Consider the following 14,299-nt stretch of genomic DNA (forward strand, 5'->3'; position numbering starts at 1 on the left):
GCAGTCATATTTAAAGGGACCGCCTGTTGTATTCCCGGATGGCTGATTCGAGTGTATTGAAAAGCAGCATTGTAATCGTCATTGGCCCTACGCCGCCCGGCACAGGTGTAATAAAGGATGCTTTTTCTTTTACTTCGTCAAATAATACATCGCCGCATAACTTTCCATTTTCTTTACGATTCATGCCGACATCAATAACGACAGCTCCGTCTTTTATGAAATCTTCGGTTACAAACTCCGGGATTCCAATCGCTGCGATAACAATATCTGCCTGTCTGGTATAGCTTTTCAAATCAACCGTTCTGGAGTGGCAGTAGGTGACAGTAGCATTTTTATTCAACAGCAGCTGTCCCATCGGCTTACCGACAATGTTGCTTCTTCCAATCACTACGGCATGTTTCCCCTCGATGGGAATATTTTTGTACTCAAGCATTTTAATAATGCCGTACGGGGTGCAGGGAAGGAACGCTTCCTGGCCGGTCATCATCCGCCCAATGCTGATGGGGTGAAAGCCATCTACATCTTTATCAGGATGGATCGTTTCGATTACTTTCTTTTCATCAATCTGCTTTGGAAGAGGCAGTTGGACAAGGATACCGTTAATGGCTTTATCCTCGTTATACTGCTCGATGACGTCAAGAAGTTCCTTTTCTGAAATAGTATCAGGCAGTTCATGCAGCACCGAGTGAATACCGGCTTCTTTGGACGCCTTGTCTTTTCCTTTAACATAAGACATGGAGGCGGGATTTTCTCCGACTATAATCACGGCAAGTCCCGGCTCCACTCCCTTTTCTTTCCACCGGGCTACTTGTTCTTTTATATAGCTTCTCGTGGAGGCGGCTACTTCTTTACCGTTGATCAGTTCAGCTGTCATGACTCCTCCTCCTTTTTTAGTTCACACTCTTTTAATACGTTTGATAAAACGCCGTTAATAAAGCTTCCTGATTCTTTGCCTCCAAAAGCTTTGCCAAGCTCAATCGCTTCGTTGACACTTACATGCAGGGGAATATCTTCCACAAACAGCATTTCATATACAGACTCGCGCAGAATATTCCGGTCAATGTTGCCGACTCTTGTGATGGTCCAATTATCAAGATGTTCCGTCAGCCGGGCGTCAATGCCTTCTTTTTCATTCAGCGTTCCTTCGATAACAGTTGTCAGAAATTCATCTGGAATTTCATCTTCCTCTAATGTGTTCTCCAGGGCATGCTCCCACTTCACTCCCGTCAGATCCACCTGATATAAGACCTGTACTGCTCGTAATCGTGCTAACCTTCGATTCATTGCCCATTCCCTCTTCCACTTATTCAGGTACTCTATACTGCAGACCTGCTATTTTTACGATAAATAAAACCTGACCCGTGCCAGGCAGTGATTTATTTACCTTTTAAGAATAAAAAACTGCTATAACAGGGTGAGCTGTTATAACAGCCTATATTCACTTTATTTTTATTTGTTTGGTTCCTTCGGTTCAGCCTGCTCAAGCTGGATACCGGACACATAAATATTGATGGAGTCGATCGCTACAGAAGTCATTGTCCTTAAAGCCTGATAAATAGCGTTTTGAAGCTCCTTAGCTACTTGAGGAACGGCTACACCGTACTGCATTGTTACCGAAACATCAATTTTAACACCCATTTCTCCCAGCTCCACCTTGACTCCCTTACTAACATTTTTCCGGCCGAGCTTTTCGGCTACGTCGAATGCGAAACTCCCTCTTAATGAATGAACTCCGCTGACCTCCGATACGGCAAGAGCAGTAATTACTTCAATTACATCAGGCGCTATTTCAATACGTCCAAGTTCATTCCACTCTTCTTTTATATCCAGTACTTTCTCATTACTCACGGCAGAGCCCCCTCTAAAATATGGTCTATTTTATTCCGGCTTTTCTGCTTCAGCTTTCGCTTTTTCTGCTTCTCTGGCTTCCAACGCTTCTTTTTCCGCCTGCTCTTCCTGCTTCTTTACAAACTCTTCTTTATACTGTCTGAATACAGGGAATTCTGACAGGTTATCCGGAATTTTATCATTTTCCAGCAGAATAATTTTAACCAGATTTTTATTTCTCGCCATATGGTATTTTTCTTCGTATTCGTTTTCTCTGACAAATTTCTTAAGGTTCTCATAGTCTTCTTCCTGGATGGAAACAGTGTATGAACCGCTGCCTTCACCGTATTCGTGGCTGAAGCCGACTTCAAATTCCACAATTTGAATTTGGTCATTCTTCATGTTCCTCGTCTGCTCTAATACTGCTTTTGCACCTTCTGTTAAGTCGTTCCAATCCATTATAATTCCTCACTTCTCATTTATATTATATACAGTTCGTTTTTTCACGTGTTGATTATACCACGCAGGTATGTTTTTTTCATCTACCCATCCCTGCTCTTTCACCCCACAGCCGTCTGCTTTTTTTGAGTCATCAGACTGATCCCTACATAGCAGAATAAAGACAAAAGAACGGGAATCGTTACGGAATGCATGCCAAGCAGATCAGGCGAAAATTGATAAATAAGGATGTAGGATCCGACGCCGCTGATAATGGAAGCCAGCGCGCCGTGCTTATTCCCCTTTTCCCAATACAATCCCAGGACAATCGGCCAGATAAATGCTGCTTCCAAACCACCGAAGGCAAATAAATTTAACCATATTAAAAGATCCGGCGGATTCAGGGCGAGGATAAAAACGGCAGCCCCTAAAAGTATTGTTACTGAATAGGTTACTTTTTTTATGCGCTGGTTGTCTGCATCGGGCTTTACATAGTTTAAATAGACATCCTTGACTACCGTGGAGCTGACAAGCAGCAAAAGAGAGTCAACGGTTGACATAATTGCGGCCAGCGGCGCGGCCAGCACAATACCTGCAAGCCAGGCCGGCAGAACTTCCAGCACGATCAACGGCATTACCGTATCCGGTGCCTCTATTCCCGGTAAGATCGGTCTCGCAAGCACTCCTGTAAGATGAATGCCAAACATCATAAACGCTACAACAAATGTTCCAATAATCAGCGCACGGTGCATGGAGACAGAGTTTTTATAAGACATCGCCCGGACGGCTACCTGTGGAAGCCCCACTACGCCAACACCGACAAGAATCCAGAAGGAGGACAGATAAAGCGGGGTCAGCTCTCCCTCTGCCCCAAACGGGGAAACAAGGGCGGGGTTTTCCGCCGTTAAATCTGCCATAATGGCCGGCAGCCCCCCTCCGGCAATGATTGTTCCTATTAAAATAATCAGGGTACCAAAAAACATTATTATGCCTTGTATCGTATCGGTTACTATAACGGCCCGGAAGCCGCCGATTGTAACATAGACAAGAATAGTAACAGCAAAAATAAATAAAGCCGTCGTATAGGAAAGGCCGGTGATCGTTTCTACTAGCCTGGCCCCGCCTATCCACTGGGCTGCCATAGCGGAAAAAAGAAACAACACAATGCTTGCTGCACTAAGTATAACGACCGCCTTGCTTTCATAGCGGTTTTTCAAATAATCTACCAGCGTAATCGCTTTGTACTGCCTTGATTTGATGGCAAAGCGCTTTCCGAGAATCATGAGTGTGAAATAGCCGGTCACCACCTGAGCCATAGCCAGAAGCACCCAGCCCAGTCCCTGGGTATAAGCGGCCCCGGGCCCGCCGACGAAACTACTGGCACTGCCATAAGTCGCAACCATCGTCATGGCGAGGATCAGTCCCCCCATTTCCCGGCTCCCCAGAAAATATTCCTGCAGGAAGTCACTTTTAGTGGAAATTCGTTTTGCTGACAAAAAGCCGACGATAAAAACGACGGCTAAAAATAAAAGCAGAGGAATTATTACCGCTGTATTCATCTTTCTTCTTCCTCTTCTTCCAAGGATATGTCAGTAAAAAAGAACCGGACGGAAAAGGCCACCAGAATAATAACGAATACCGGAACGACGACACAGCTGTAAAAGAACCAGGCCGGCATGCCCGCTATATATTGGTATTCTGCAGGCGGACCTGAACCAAGGCCGTAGGCAAAACCAAACCATAAACAGAAGTGAAGTACCACAATGCCTACTCCAATCAGCGCTTCTCTTGCTGTGATGCTCCAGCGCTTTTTTATGGACGTTTTTTTGTTCATATCTCCCTCTCCTTTCCGGCTTCTGCTGTTTAGATCAATTACCCCGATTCTATTGCCAAAAGAAAAAAGGCCGCAAAGTGTCTTCCACTTTTAGGCCTTTTTTATCTACGCTCTTGAAACGTAGTTACCGCTTCTCGTATCAATAATTAAGCGGTCGCCCTGGTTTACAAAGAATGGCACCTGGACAGTTAATCCTGTCTCAAGAGTGGCCGGTTTTGTCCCACCGGAGGACGTATCCCCTTTTACTCCAGGCTCCGTAGCAGTGACTTCGAGTTCTACTGTGTTTGGCACTTCCACCCCAAGGGTCTCCGTACCATACGTGTTTACCTGTACTTCCATGTTGTCTTTTAGATAGTTTAGTTCATTTTTCAGCTGATCGCTCGCAAGTTCAAGCTGCTCGTACGATTCATTGTCCATGAATGTATGCATGTCACCATTGGCATACAAGTACTGCATACGGCGGCGTTCAATGTGGGCACGCCCTACCTTTTCACCAGCGCGGAATGTTTTTTCCTGAATATTACCCGACCGCAGGCTTCTTAGTTTAGACCGTACAAACGCTGCTCCTTTTCCAGGCTTCACGTGCTGAAAGTCTACTACTGTCCAAATATCGTTATCTACTTCAATGGTAAGTCCTGTTTTAAAATCGTTTACTGAAATCATTGCCGTTCCTCCATTTTTTATCAATTCGGTCCTTACTATATCACACTAATCATTCTCCTACTATCACTAATTCCTTCGGGGCGTAGGTCAGCACCTCATTACCGTCTTCTGTAATCACTATATCATCTTCTATTCTTGTGCCGCCTGCTTTTGGCACGTATATTCCGGGTTCTACGGTGACTACCATGCCGGGCTCAAGTACCTGCCTGCCTTTAGGAGAAAGCCTCGGCCCTTCATGTACTTCCATTCCTAGTCCATGTCCCAGGCCGTGGCCGAAGTATTTCCCGTATCCTGCCTGCTCTATATGAGACCTTGCAATTTGATCAGCTTCTATTCCCGTCATCCCGGGTTTAATCTGCTCAACAGCCAACAGCTGCGCTTCCAGCACAGTCTGGTATATTCTTTTCAGCTCACTCGTCGGTTCACCGACTGCAATCGTACGGGTAATATCGGAGCAGTAGCCTTTATAGTAGGCGCCGTAGTCAAGCGTAACCAGCTCTCCGCCTTCAATCACCTTGCTGCTGGCCACACCATGCGGCAGCGCACTTCTCCAACCAGACGCTACAATTATATCAAAAGAAGAGGAAACCGCCCCTTCTTTTCTCATAAAGAATTCCAGCTCGTTGCTTACTTCTATTTCCTGCATGCCGGGTTTGATAAACGTGGTGATATGATCAAATGCTCTATCTGCAATTGCTGCCGCTTCTTTTAGAATCGCTATCTCTTCAGGCGTTTTATACAGGCGTCCCTGCTCTACTATAGACGAAGTAGGGATAAGCGCGGCAGTTATTTCTTTTTTCATCTGTGTGTACTGCTGATAGGTGACATACTCTTCTTCAAACCCGATTGCTTTGAGCGAATGACGCTCTGCAAGCCGGGCAGTTTCAGGAATAACGCCTTTTTCATGCCTGACAATTTCAAATGCAGGACATTCTGCGGACGCCTGCTCTATGTACCTGAAATCCGTGATCAAATATGCGTGCTCTTTCGTGATCAACAAAGCACCGGCCGTTCCCGTAAAACCGGATAAATACCTTCGATTCGTCGGGCTTTCTATAAAAATGGCTTCTATTTCTTTACTTTCCAACTGCGCTCTTACTTGTTGAATCAGCTTTTGCATATTGCCCTCCTACAGTCATCCATTATTTATCACGGCTTTATTTTATCATATATCAGGAAGCTGCGGACAATCAGGGACATCTGGACCGGGCATAAATTCCAGGTGTGAAATAAGTAAAAAAGGGAAGATACCTATATGCCTTTTATTATGGTGGATGTCGATATTGTTGTAGTGAATGCCTTTAAAATGGTGTAAAATTAGAAGTAAGACACCAATGCCATCTCATTGGCATGGATGGGATGATACTATGACCGAACTGAAAAAAACAGCTTACGGAGGCCAGGCTATTGTGGAAGGCGTTATGTTCGCCGGAAAAACAACGACCGTAAGTGCAATCCGCCGCAACAACGGAGACATCGAGTACTATGAAGTAAAGAAAAAAAGCATTCCTGTCCTCCGTTTCTTAAAAAAAATATTCATTGTTCGGGGAATTGCTGGATTAATTGAAGCCAGTTCAGTAGGAATGAAGCATTTAAATTACGCTTCGGACCGGTATGACGTCAATCCCGAGGATGATGAAACACTCCCGGTCGAAAAAGCCTCCTCTTCTAAATGGGGAATGGTGCTTGGTACCGCGGTAGTGGGTGTGACATCATTTTTGTTCGGGAACTTTATTTTCACCGTTCTGCCGGCCGTTGCAGCAGGGGGATTTACTCCTGTATTTCCCGGCCACGTAGCACAAAACCTTCTCGAAGGATTTTTCAAACTTATTCTGCTTTTCCTCTATATTTATCTTATTTCCCTGACTCCTATGGTTAAAAGGCTGTTTCAGTACCACGGGGCAGAGCATAAAGTAATTAACACCTACGAAGCAGGGGTGCCGCTTACCGTTCAGAATGTGCAGCATCACTCCAGGCTCCATTACCGTTGTGGCAGCAGCTTTATTTTATTTACTGTCGTAGTCGGGGTGCTTATTTATTTGATGGTGCCATTTGATTCCCTTGCTGAGAGAATCGTGCACCGGCTGGCTCTTATACCTGTAGTTCTTGGTGTGTCCTATGAAGTCCTGCAGGGCACTAACAAAGTAAGAAATATTCCCATTCTTAAATCGCTTGGCCTTCCCGGACTTGGTTTGCAGCTCCTTACGACCAAGCCTCCTAAAGATGACCAGGTGGAAGTAGCAATACTGTCTTTCGAAAAACTTCTTGCAGAAGAAAAGCTCTCAGCCGAGCCAATTGATCATAATGCTGTATAATGAATAGTAATAAAAGTTGTGTCTTGCAAACCTGGTTTCCCAGGTTACTCTTAATGGAGGTGATCATATGTCGCGCATTCTTCGCCGACCCTTCTTACTGCTGTTGTTTGGACTCGCCGCCTTCGGTCTTGGTAACCAGCTTTTAACCAATCCTATATCTTTTTTAATCTCATTGGCAATCGGTCTCGCTATCGCAGTAGGCCTGTATTTCCTTTTTACGAAAGTTATTATGAAAAAAATGACACAACGGCAGTACCAGTCTCATGCCCCTCCAAGATCAAAAGCAGCTAACGCCCGCCGCGGTGGATCTGCCGCACCTGCTAAAAGCCACTACAAAGCCGCAGGCTCGCAGGCAAGACCCGTTAAAAAGCGTCCCACAAAAGCAATTGCCCGTAAACGAAGTGACACGCACCTGACTGTCATTGAAGGGAAAAAAAACCGAAAAAAGAACCGGGCTCTCTTCTAAAGCCCGGCTCTTTTTATACATAATTGTTTACTATGCTTCTCGTTTTGAATGACAGAAGGAGGAAATACTTCCATGATGCCGATGTTGATGATTAGCGTTTTGTCCGGCCTTCCTTTATCTTTTTTAAATATTTTTTTTCATCCGTACCTATATTTCATTGTTATCCCCGTCATTTATTGGTGTTTTCATAAGCAGCTCGGTTTTAGGCTTTTGTTTATTATGGCTTTTTCTTTCTATGTAAATATTCTTCTTTCTTCTATCTACCCTTTTGGAACATCGGTACTGCTTGATCAGCAGTTTACTGGTATGCCTGTTGCTTTTCAAAGCGCAGTTGTCTTCTGGGGATTTCTTATACCGGAAATCTCCGACCGGCGTTATACGATAACAGCTGCCATTATCATCGCCTTAGCAGGGTTTCTCGCTTTCCTTGATCCGACTTATGCGATTGCTGATATTTTTTATGCCGGCCTGATTGGTTTTTTTATAATTTTTATTTTGTACCGCTCGCTTGACTGGATAGGCGGCGCACCTGACTTTCTTTTATTAAGCGTTGCTGTTCTTTTAGGACTGTGCCTGTTTCTTTTAGAACCGCAGGCAGCCTGGTTTGCCGGCCTTCTTCTCGGCTCCAGCGCGGGCTTCGACATTGAAACAATTAAGAATAGAATGAAGTATCCTGCGTCGTTTCTTTCTAAACTAAAGGCCTCCGTGGCCGGGCTGTCCGGTGCGGTGATTATTCTGCTGGTATTTGGATTTGCCAGTGCGCCGGCTGCTATGTTTTTCTCCGGGGTTGTACTGGGTTTTTGGATTACTTTGTTCGCACCGGTTCTTTTCATAAAAATGGCCTTCTCTAAAAGAGAAGGCGGCATTCTTTCGAGCAGAAAAAGCTAATCTTTTGGCTTTTCCTGCTCATTTCTATTTTGTACTTCGCGAAGGTCTCCCACTCTTTTAGGATCTTCTTCAAAATATTGAACAATATCTCCAATTCGATCAATGGCGTCCCAGCTTAGGTGATGCTCAATGCCTTCTACGTCCGTATAGATGTGTCCGTGCTCCACACCGATAATCTGCATAAAATTCTCCAGCAGTTCATGGCGGTATACCAACCGTTTCCCAATTTTTTTCCCTTTTGCTGTTAGGATTAAGCCTCTGTACTTTTCATAAACTAAGTATTCCTGTTTATCTAGTTTCTGAACCATTTTCGTAACGGAGGAAGGATGGACTTCCAGCGTTTCGGCAATATCTGATACTCTGGCATATCCTTTTGCTTCAATAAGCTGATAAATTCGCTCTAAATAATCTTCCATACTTGGAGTAGGCATACTAAGTTCCTCCATAGACTTCATAGTTTACGACACATTGTTGCGCTCTCTTATTGTACATGAATAAAAGAGAGTTCACAATTTAAATTCCCATATTGTTCTAGAGGGGAATTTTTTTTCCTTAAAGCAAATTTTTATAAAAAAGAAGCCGGCTGCAAAAGCCGGCTTCTTTTTTATATTTATTTTATAGTCCACATTTCAACTGGGCGCTGCAGTTTGTGCAGGTGTTGCAGCCTCCAATATCTTCAATGGAACCTTCCCGGCAGACCGGGCATGTATCCCCAATTTCATTACCAAAGTTAACAGTAGTAGAACGAACATCTTTAATCGTATCTACAAGTACTACTTTCTTTTCAGGTGACGGTGTTGATTCTTCTTTTGATTCAAACGTATTATCTTCTGCTTTTAATGTTAGTACCTGTGCATCCCGGCTGCCATCCACATACACAGTGCCGCCTTTGGCACCGCCCTTGTAGAGGCGTTCATATACTCCCTGTACCTGCTCTACTGTATAGCCTTTAGGAGCATTGACCGTTTTAGAAAGTGAGCTGTCCACCCATTTTTGAATCACGCACTGGACATCTGCATGATTTTCCGGCAGCAGTTCCATTGCAGAAATAAAGAATTCTGGAAGATCATCTTTATCTGCTTCCGGGTTTCTATCCAGGTATTCTTGTACGATTGCTGCATTCACTTCAATGAATTTGCCAAGACGACCGCTTCGATAGTATTTAAAAGAGAAATATGGTTCCAGGCCCGTACTCACTCCTACCATCGTTCCCGTACTTCCAGTTGGTGCTACAGTAAGAAGGTGTGAGTTGCGGATACCATATTCTCTGACTCCATCCAGAATATCCTGCGGCATTTTCTTCATATATCCGGTTTCTGTGAAAGCCTGGCGCAGACGATTTGTTTCTTCTGTCGACGATGCTTCCAAATAAGGGAAACTTCCTTTTTCTTTAGCGATTTCAATACTTGTACGATATGCAGTCGTTGCAATCGTTTCAAATATTTGATCAATCAGTACATTGCCTTCTTCTGAACCGTACGTTGTTTCCGTATAGATTAGAAGGTCATGCATACCCATAACACCAAGGCCTACCCGGCGCTCTCCTTTTGCCTGTCTTGTATTATCTTCAAGGAAATACGGGGTGGCATCAATGACGTTATCCTGCATTCTTACACCGGTGGCAACTGTTTTCCGGAGTTTATCAAAGTCTACTACTTTTTCATCTTTGTTAGCCATTTCAGCTAAGTTCACTGCAGCAAGGTTGCAGACTGAATAAGGAGCGAGCGGCTGCTCTCCGCACGGATTGGTTGCTACTACTTTCTGTCCATAGCTCTGCGCGTTTGTCTGTTCATTTGCATTGTCTATAAAGAAAATACCCGGCTCAGCTGAATAGGTGGCGCACACATTGATCAGCTTCCACAGTTCACGCGCTTTAATAGTACGGTACGTACGAACTGCATGTCCTTTTTGTTCCCATTCACGGACATCTCCGCTTTCCTGCCATTCCTGATTGTATTCTGCCATTTCTTCCTTCGAGTAGTTTTCTACATCGGGAAAGCGCAGCGAGTAGTCTGCATCATTTTCTACAGCTTTCATAAAGTCATCAGTAATACAGACGGAAATGTTTGCCCCGGTTAAAAACTCCGGAGAATTAACGGTATACGTGCCTCCGGTATTAAGCTTATCTTCGGCTTCCTGAAGAATCTTGTTGTTGAATCCACCTTGTCCCGGAATCGACTGATAGTTAAGAATGCCTTGATACATAGCTTCTTCCGTTGGAGATAATGGAGTGAATTTAAGTTTTTCCTGAATAAGCTTTTTAATCTGTTCATCTTCTGTATTTTCGAGCAGAAAGCGCAGAATACGCGGGTTCTGCATTTTGGATACGATGAATTCTAGAATATCGGGATGCCAATCTGCAAGCATAATCATCTGGGCGCCTCTTCTTGAACCGCCCTGCTCTACTAAATGCGTAAGCTTTGCAATATCATCAAGCCAGGAAACCGAACCGGAAGATTTACCGTTAACCCCTTTTGCAAGAGTGTTTCTCGGTCTTAAGGTCGAACCATTCGTTCCAACACCGCCGCCGCGGCTCATGATTTCCATTACCTGCTTGCGGTGTTCGGAAATTCCTTCTCTGGAATCTGCAATATAAGGCATAACATAACAGTTAAAGTAGGTTACATCTGTTTCTGCACCGGCTCCGTACAACACCCGTCCTGCAGGAATGAAGTTCATATTTACCAGTTCTTCGTAGAATTCCTGGAAAGACTGACGGCGTCTTTCTTCTGTCTTTTCCACACTCGCAAGTCCTGTAGCATTACGCTTGGCGATCTGCTCATAATATATTTCCAAAGGCTTTTCAATAACATCAAGAGAACGGATAACCGTTCCTTTCTCAGCTTCCTGTTCGTTAAGAAGCGGGAGGAATTCATTATCTACTCTTACTTCCGCTGTATTATTTCCACGGTCAAGTGCAATGACAAACCCGAATCCTCTAGCAGGGAACTTTGGATCTTCCTTAACAGTTAAAATAACAAAATCATTTTCTTTCAGCGTTTTCTTTTCCGTGTCCTTAAATGTATAACGGTCGAGCATGACCAGACGGGAAACACCTGATTTTGTCATCTTCATGTCTTCTGTTACGGGATGCACCTGCGGGAACAGGGATATATCTTCATTTAGCTGGACTGTGTTTACTTTAGGCATTTGTTTTGTTGCTGTACTCATGTAAATTCCTCCTGTTTCACTTCTCGATTTTTCGGCATCGAACCGACGGACCCGGCTGTTTTTTCTGTTTAATAAAAGAAAACCACCAGACAAATCAAGTATGCGGCTGATTTAAAGCTCTTTCTGAATGATACCATACGATCTTCCTTTAAATCAATATATAGTATTTATAATTTATATATTGACACTATATATAGTTTTTAAACCTCTTTTTATAAATTTGTCAATTTCATAAAAGGGCAAAATAAGAAGCAATCGGCTCCTAAACTCCCGCAATCTGTTAAAAAACCCGATATTTCATCAATTTCATTTCTTGCGTAAAAGAAGAAAATTTGTATGTAGGTTTTTATTGTTTTTCATGGTATCTTAGAAAAAAAGCCGGAGGTAATATAATGGACTATGTATGGAAAAAAGGCAATCTAATAGAACGCAGTAACGCTGATGTTTCGTTTGAAGACCGCGGATATTATTTCGGTGACGGGGTATATGAAGTAGTCCGCCTTTATAACGGCGTCTGCTTTCAGCTCGAAGAACATTACACACGATTTGTACGCAGCACCGAAGAAATTGATATTCCTATTCCGTTCAGCCTTGATCAATTTAAAGAAATTATTGATTCACTATCAGAGGAAAACGATATTTCCGATGGCTATGTTTATATTCAGATTACGAGGGGCGAGCAGGAACGTAATCATTTATATGAACGCGGGCTCGAACCGGTCGTAACTGCTTTTGCAAAAGAAGCTCCGATTCCACTCGAAAAGCAGAAAAATGGTATTTCGCTTTACGCGTTGGAAGACATCCGCTGGCTCCGCTGCGATATAAAAACCATTAACCTGCTGGGAAATGTGATGGCTAAACGAAAAGCGGAGGACAATGCATGTGATGAAGCTCTTCAGCATCGGGGAACGACTGTAACAGAAGGGTCTTCAACCAATATTTTTATTGTTAAGGACGGCGCGGTGTATACACATCCTGCCAACCAACTTATATTAAACGGTATTACCCGGCTTTTTATTAAGCAGCTCGCTGCACAACAAGGCATTTCTTTTGTTGAAAAAACATTCTCTGTAGAAGAAGCTTCCCGGGCTGATGAAATGTTTATTTCAAGTACTACAATGGAAATTACGCCGGTTGTCCGGATTGAAGGCTCTTTTCAGGCAGACTATTCCATCGGCCCGGTTACTAAACAGCTGCAGGACGCGTTCTCCGCAGCTGTCCGCCCCCCTAAAGAATCTTCTCATCTAAAATAAACGAACAAAAAGACCCGCTGAATTGCGGGTCTTTTAATTATTTACATCTTTTTTACCGGCGGTAATTCCAGTCATCTGACTCGTACCGCTCCTGCGCCAGAGCCTGAACTTCTTTTTCCTGCTCTTCTGTCAGTTTATAGTCCACCCAGTTTACGTTTAATCCATCAGCAAAACCTTTGTGAAACGCCTGGACCACATCTTCGTGCGACACAGGTACTGTTTTTATTTCGTTGATCGCTACCGCCTTCCTGCGGAAAGCACGCTGCATTCGTTCCCGGACCCGGTCATTTGAATACGTAAAGACATCAAACAACATGTCTTCATCCAGATCAATAATAATCGAACCGTGCTGAAGTATAACACCCTTCTGTCTCGTCTGGGCGCTGCCTGCAATTTTGCGTCCTTCCACTACCAGCTCATACCAGCTTGGAGCATCAAAGCAAACCGCCGACTGGGGGTTTTTTAGTCCCTGCTCTTCTTCTTTGCTTTTCGGCACAGAAAAATAAGCATCCAGCCCCAGGTTTAAAAATCCCTGAAGAAGCCCTTCGGAAATAACCCGATAGGCTTCTGTCACCGTAGCAGGCATCAGCGGATGTTCTTCCGAGACAATCACGCTGTACGTTAATTCCTTATCATGCAGGACGGCCCTTCCCCCTGTCGGCCTTCGGACGAAACCGAGTTGGTGCTTATCTACCGCGTCTAAATCGATATCTTTATGTACCTTCTGAAAATATCCGATTGACAAAGTAGACGGATTCCAGCCGTAGAACCGGACGACAGGAGGAATTTTTCCCTCGCTGTGCCAGCGGAGGAGCATTTCATCCATTGCCATATTGTAAGCAGGGGATTGTTTCCCTGAGTCTATGAAATACCACTTTTCTTTTTCCATTTCTGCACACCTTTCTTTTTTCATCTTTAGTGTACCAAAGCTTTTTCTATTTCTAAAGAAGTTACGATTTTTCTTGATTATTTGCTTTCTATAATAGATTTCTTTTGCTTCTTGAGGCAAAGATTATTATAATATTCCTTGTGAGCTTTTTTTAAAGGAGAGGAACAATTATGGCTTGGATCCTATGGGGTATTATTATCATCATGTTATCATTTCTGTTATACAGAAGGCTTGTAAAGCCTAAGTTTCTTACGGAACTGACAGAAGAAGAATTTAAGCAGGGCTACAGAAAGGCTCAGCTGATTGACGTTAGAGAACCCCGTGAATATAACGGCGGCCATATACTAGGCGCCAGAAACATTCCGCTGTCCCAGTTAAAACAGCGCATTACTGAAATCCGGAAGGACCAGGCGGTTTATTTATACTGTCAGTCCGGGTCCCGAAGCAAGCAGGCAGCCCGTGTGATCCAAAAGAAAATCGGTAATGAGGACATCTATCAATTAAAAACAGGCTTTAAAAAATGGACTGGCAAAATTAGAAAGTAAAAAGCTGTCT

Annotated in this window: 16 protein-coding genes; 5 read left to right on the forward strand and 11 right to left on the reverse strand. The window is 43.8% G+C overall.

What is annotated here, in order from left to right; genetic code table 11:
- Window positions 1-10 precede the first annotated feature (10 nt).
- The 8 genes from folD to AC5W2J_RS06665 all read right to left on the reverse strand — a co-directional run bounded on the left by folD (window position 11) and on the right by AC5W2J_RS06665 (window position 5,882).
- A complete protein-coding gene (gene folD / locus AC5W2J_RS06630) occupies window positions 11-874 on the reverse strand; it encodes a bifunctional methylenetetrahydrofolate dehydrogenase/methenyltetrahydrofolate cyclohydrolase FolD (RefSeq protein ID WP_496058694.1) in 864 nt (287 codons plus the stop codon).
- Complete coding sequence (gene nusB, locus AC5W2J_RS06635; RefSeq protein WP_496058695.1) at window positions 871-1,284, reverse strand: transcription antitermination factor NusB; 414 nt, start codon at window positions 1,282-1,284, stop codon at window positions 871-873. The genes folD and nusB overlap by 4 nt, the downstream gene beginning before the upstream one ends.
- Window positions 1,285-1,449: 165 nt before the next feature.
- Window positions 1,450-1,848 carry an Asp23/Gls24 family envelope stress response protein gene (locus tag AC5W2J_RS06640; protein WP_496058696.1) on the reverse strand — a complete coding sequence of 133 codons (399 nt, stop codon included), beginning with the start codon at window positions 1,846-1,848 and terminating at the stop codon, window positions 1,450-1,452.
- Window positions 1,849-1,878: 30 nt separating this feature from the next.
- Window positions 1,879-2,286: a hypothetical protein gene (locus AC5W2J_RS06645; protein WP_496058697.1), complete on the reverse strand. Its 408-nt coding sequence runs from the start codon at window positions 2,284-2,286 to the stop codon at window positions 1,879-1,881.
- Between the two features lie 101 nt (window positions 2,287-2,387).
- Window positions 2,388-3,824, reverse strand: a complete 1,437-nt coding sequence (gene panF / locus AC5W2J_RS06650) for a sodium/pantothenate symporter (RefSeq protein ID WP_496058698.1) — start codon at window positions 3,822-3,824, stop codon at window positions 2,388-2,390.
- Window positions 3,821-4,099 (reverse strand): YhdT family protein, encoded by a 279-nt coding sequence (locus tag AC5W2J_RS06655; protein WP_496058699.1) that lies wholly within the window; start codon window positions 4,097-4,099, stop codon window positions 3,821-3,823. Before AC5W2J_RS06655 ends, panF begins: the two co-directional genes overlap by 4 nt.
- A gap of 105 nt (window positions 4,100-4,204) precedes the next feature.
- Window positions 4,205-4,762, reverse strand: coding sequence for an elongation factor P (efp, locus tag AC5W2J_RS06660; RefSeq protein WP_496058700.1), 558 nt, complete (start codon window positions 4,760-4,762; stop codon window positions 4,205-4,207).
- Between the two features lie 49 nt (window positions 4,763-4,811).
- Complete coding sequence (locus AC5W2J_RS06665; RefSeq protein ID WP_496058701.1) at window positions 4,812-5,882, reverse strand: M24 family metallopeptidase; 1,071 nt, start codon at window positions 5,880-5,882, stop codon at window positions 4,812-4,814.
- A 247-nt stretch (window positions 5,883-6,129) separates the two neighbouring features.
- Here AC5W2J_RS06665 and AC5W2J_RS06670 point away from each other — a divergent pair, with 247 nt between their 5' ends.
- From AC5W2J_RS06670 to AC5W2J_RS06680, 3 genes are all read left to right on the forward strand, one after another.
- A complete protein-coding gene (locus tag AC5W2J_RS06670) occupies window positions 6,130-7,077 on the forward strand; it encodes a DUF1385 domain-containing protein (RefSeq protein ID WP_496058702.1) in 948 nt (315 codons plus the stop codon).
- A gap of 67 nt (window positions 7,078-7,144) precedes the next feature.
- On the forward strand, window positions 7,145-7,543 hold the full coding sequence (locus AC5W2J_RS06675) for an SA1362 family protein (protein ID WP_496058703.1): 399 nt from the start codon (window positions 7,145-7,147) through the stop codon (window positions 7,541-7,543).
- A 72-nt stretch (window positions 7,544-7,615) separates the two neighbouring features.
- Entirely contained in the window at window positions 7,616-8,431 is an 816-nt protein-coding gene (locus AC5W2J_RS06680) for a hypothetical protein (RefSeq protein ID WP_496058704.1), read from the forward strand.
- Here the strand turns inward: AC5W2J_RS06680 and mntR are convergent.
- A complete protein-coding gene (gene mntR / locus AC5W2J_RS06685; protein ID WP_252314857.1) occupies window positions 8,428-8,862 on the reverse strand; it encodes a transcriptional regulator MntR in 435 nt (144 codons plus the stop codon). The genes AC5W2J_RS06680 and mntR overlap by 4 nt on opposite strands.
- A 184-nt stretch (window positions 8,863-9,046) precedes the next feature.
- Window positions 9,047-11,602, reverse strand: a complete 2,556-nt coding sequence (locus AC5W2J_RS06690) for a vitamin B12-dependent ribonucleotide reductase (RefSeq protein ID WP_496058705.1) — start codon at window positions 11,600-11,602, stop codon at window positions 9,047-9,049.
- A gap of 392 nt (window positions 11,603-11,994) precedes the next feature.
- On the opposite strand from AC5W2J_RS06690, the gene dat reads away from it, so the two are divergent.
- Window positions 11,995-12,855 carry a D-amino-acid transaminase gene (dat, locus tag AC5W2J_RS06695; RefSeq protein ID WP_496058706.1) on the forward strand — a complete coding sequence of 287 codons (861 nt, stop codon included), beginning with the start codon at window positions 11,995-11,997 and terminating at the stop codon, window positions 12,853-12,855.
- A 52-nt stretch (window positions 12,856-12,907) separates the two neighbouring features.
- Here dat and AC5W2J_RS06700 read toward each other — a convergent pair whose 3' ends face one another.
- On the reverse strand, window positions 12,908-13,744 hold the full coding sequence (locus tag AC5W2J_RS06700; protein ID WP_496058707.1) for a lipoate--protein ligase family protein: 837 nt from the start codon (window positions 13,742-13,744) through the stop codon (window positions 12,908-12,910).
- Window positions 13,745-13,914: 170 nt separating this feature from the next.
- Here AC5W2J_RS06700 and AC5W2J_RS06705 point away from each other — a divergent pair, with 170 nt between their 5' ends.
- Window positions 13,915-14,289: a rhodanese-like domain-containing protein gene (locus AC5W2J_RS06705; RefSeq protein WP_496058708.1), complete on the forward strand. Its 375-nt coding sequence runs from the start codon at window positions 13,915-13,917 to the stop codon at window positions 14,287-14,289.
- Window positions 14,290-14,299 lie beyond the last annotated feature (10 nt).

Source organism: Sinobaca sp. SA16-1 (genome assembly GCF_059510515.1).

Bases quoted from the DNA above. Each gene is read 5' to 3' on its own strand.
- folD (WP_496058694.1), bottom strand. From the start codon at position 874: ATGACAGCTGAACTGATCAACGGTAAAGAAGTAGCCGCCTCCACGAGA.
- nusB (WP_496058695.1), bottom strand. From the start codon at position 1,284: ATGAATCGAAGGTTAGCACGATTACGAGCAGTACAGGTCTTATATCAG.
- AC5W2J_RS06645 (WP_496058697.1), bottom strand. From the start codon at position 2,286: ATGGATTGGAACGACTTAACAGAAGGTGCAAAAGCAGTATTAGAGCAG.
- panF (WP_496058698.1), bottom strand. From the start codon at position 3,824: ATGAATACAGCGGTAATAATTCCTCTGCTTTTATTTTTAGCCGTCGTT.
- AC5W2J_RS06655 (WP_496058699.1), bottom strand. From the start codon at position 4,099: ATGAACAAAAAAACGTCCATAAAAAAGCGCTGGAGCATCACAGCAAGA.
- efp (WP_496058700.1), bottom strand. From the start codon at position 4,762: ATGATTTCAGTAAACGATTTTAAAACAGGACTTACCATTGAAGTAGAT.
- AC5W2J_RS06665 (WP_496058701.1), bottom strand. From the start codon at position 5,882: ATGCAAAAGCTGATTCAACAAGTAAGAGCGCAGTTGGAAAGTAAAGAA.
- AC5W2J_RS06670 (WP_496058702.1), top strand. From the start codon at position 6,130: ATGACCGAACTGAAAAAAACAGCTTACGGAGGCCAGGCTATTGTGGAA.
- AC5W2J_RS06675 (WP_496058703.1), top strand. From the start codon at position 7,145: ATGTCGCGCATTCTTCGCCGACCCTTCTTACTGCTGTTGTTTGGACTC.
- AC5W2J_RS06680 (WP_496058704.1), top strand. From the start codon at position 7,616: ATGATGCCGATGTTGATGATTAGCGTTTTGTCCGGCCTTCCTTTATCT.
- mntR (WP_252314857.1), bottom strand. From the start codon at position 8,862: ATGCCTACTCCAAGTATGGAAGATTATTTAGAGCGAATTTATCAGCTT.
- AC5W2J_RS06690 (WP_496058705.1), bottom strand. From the start codon at position 11,602: ATGAGTACAGCAACAAAACAAATGCCTAAAGTAAACACAGTCCAGCTA.
- dat (WP_496058706.1), top strand. From the start codon at position 11,995: ATGGACTATGTATGGAAAAAAGGCAATCTAATAGAACGCAGTAACGCT.
- AC5W2J_RS06700 (WP_496058707.1), bottom strand. From the start codon at position 13,744: ATGGAAAAAGAAAAGTGGTATTTCATAGACTCAGGGAAACAATCCCCT.
- AC5W2J_RS06705 (WP_496058708.1), top strand. From the start codon at position 13,915: ATGGCTTGGATCCTATGGGGTATTATTATCATCATGTTATCATTTCTG.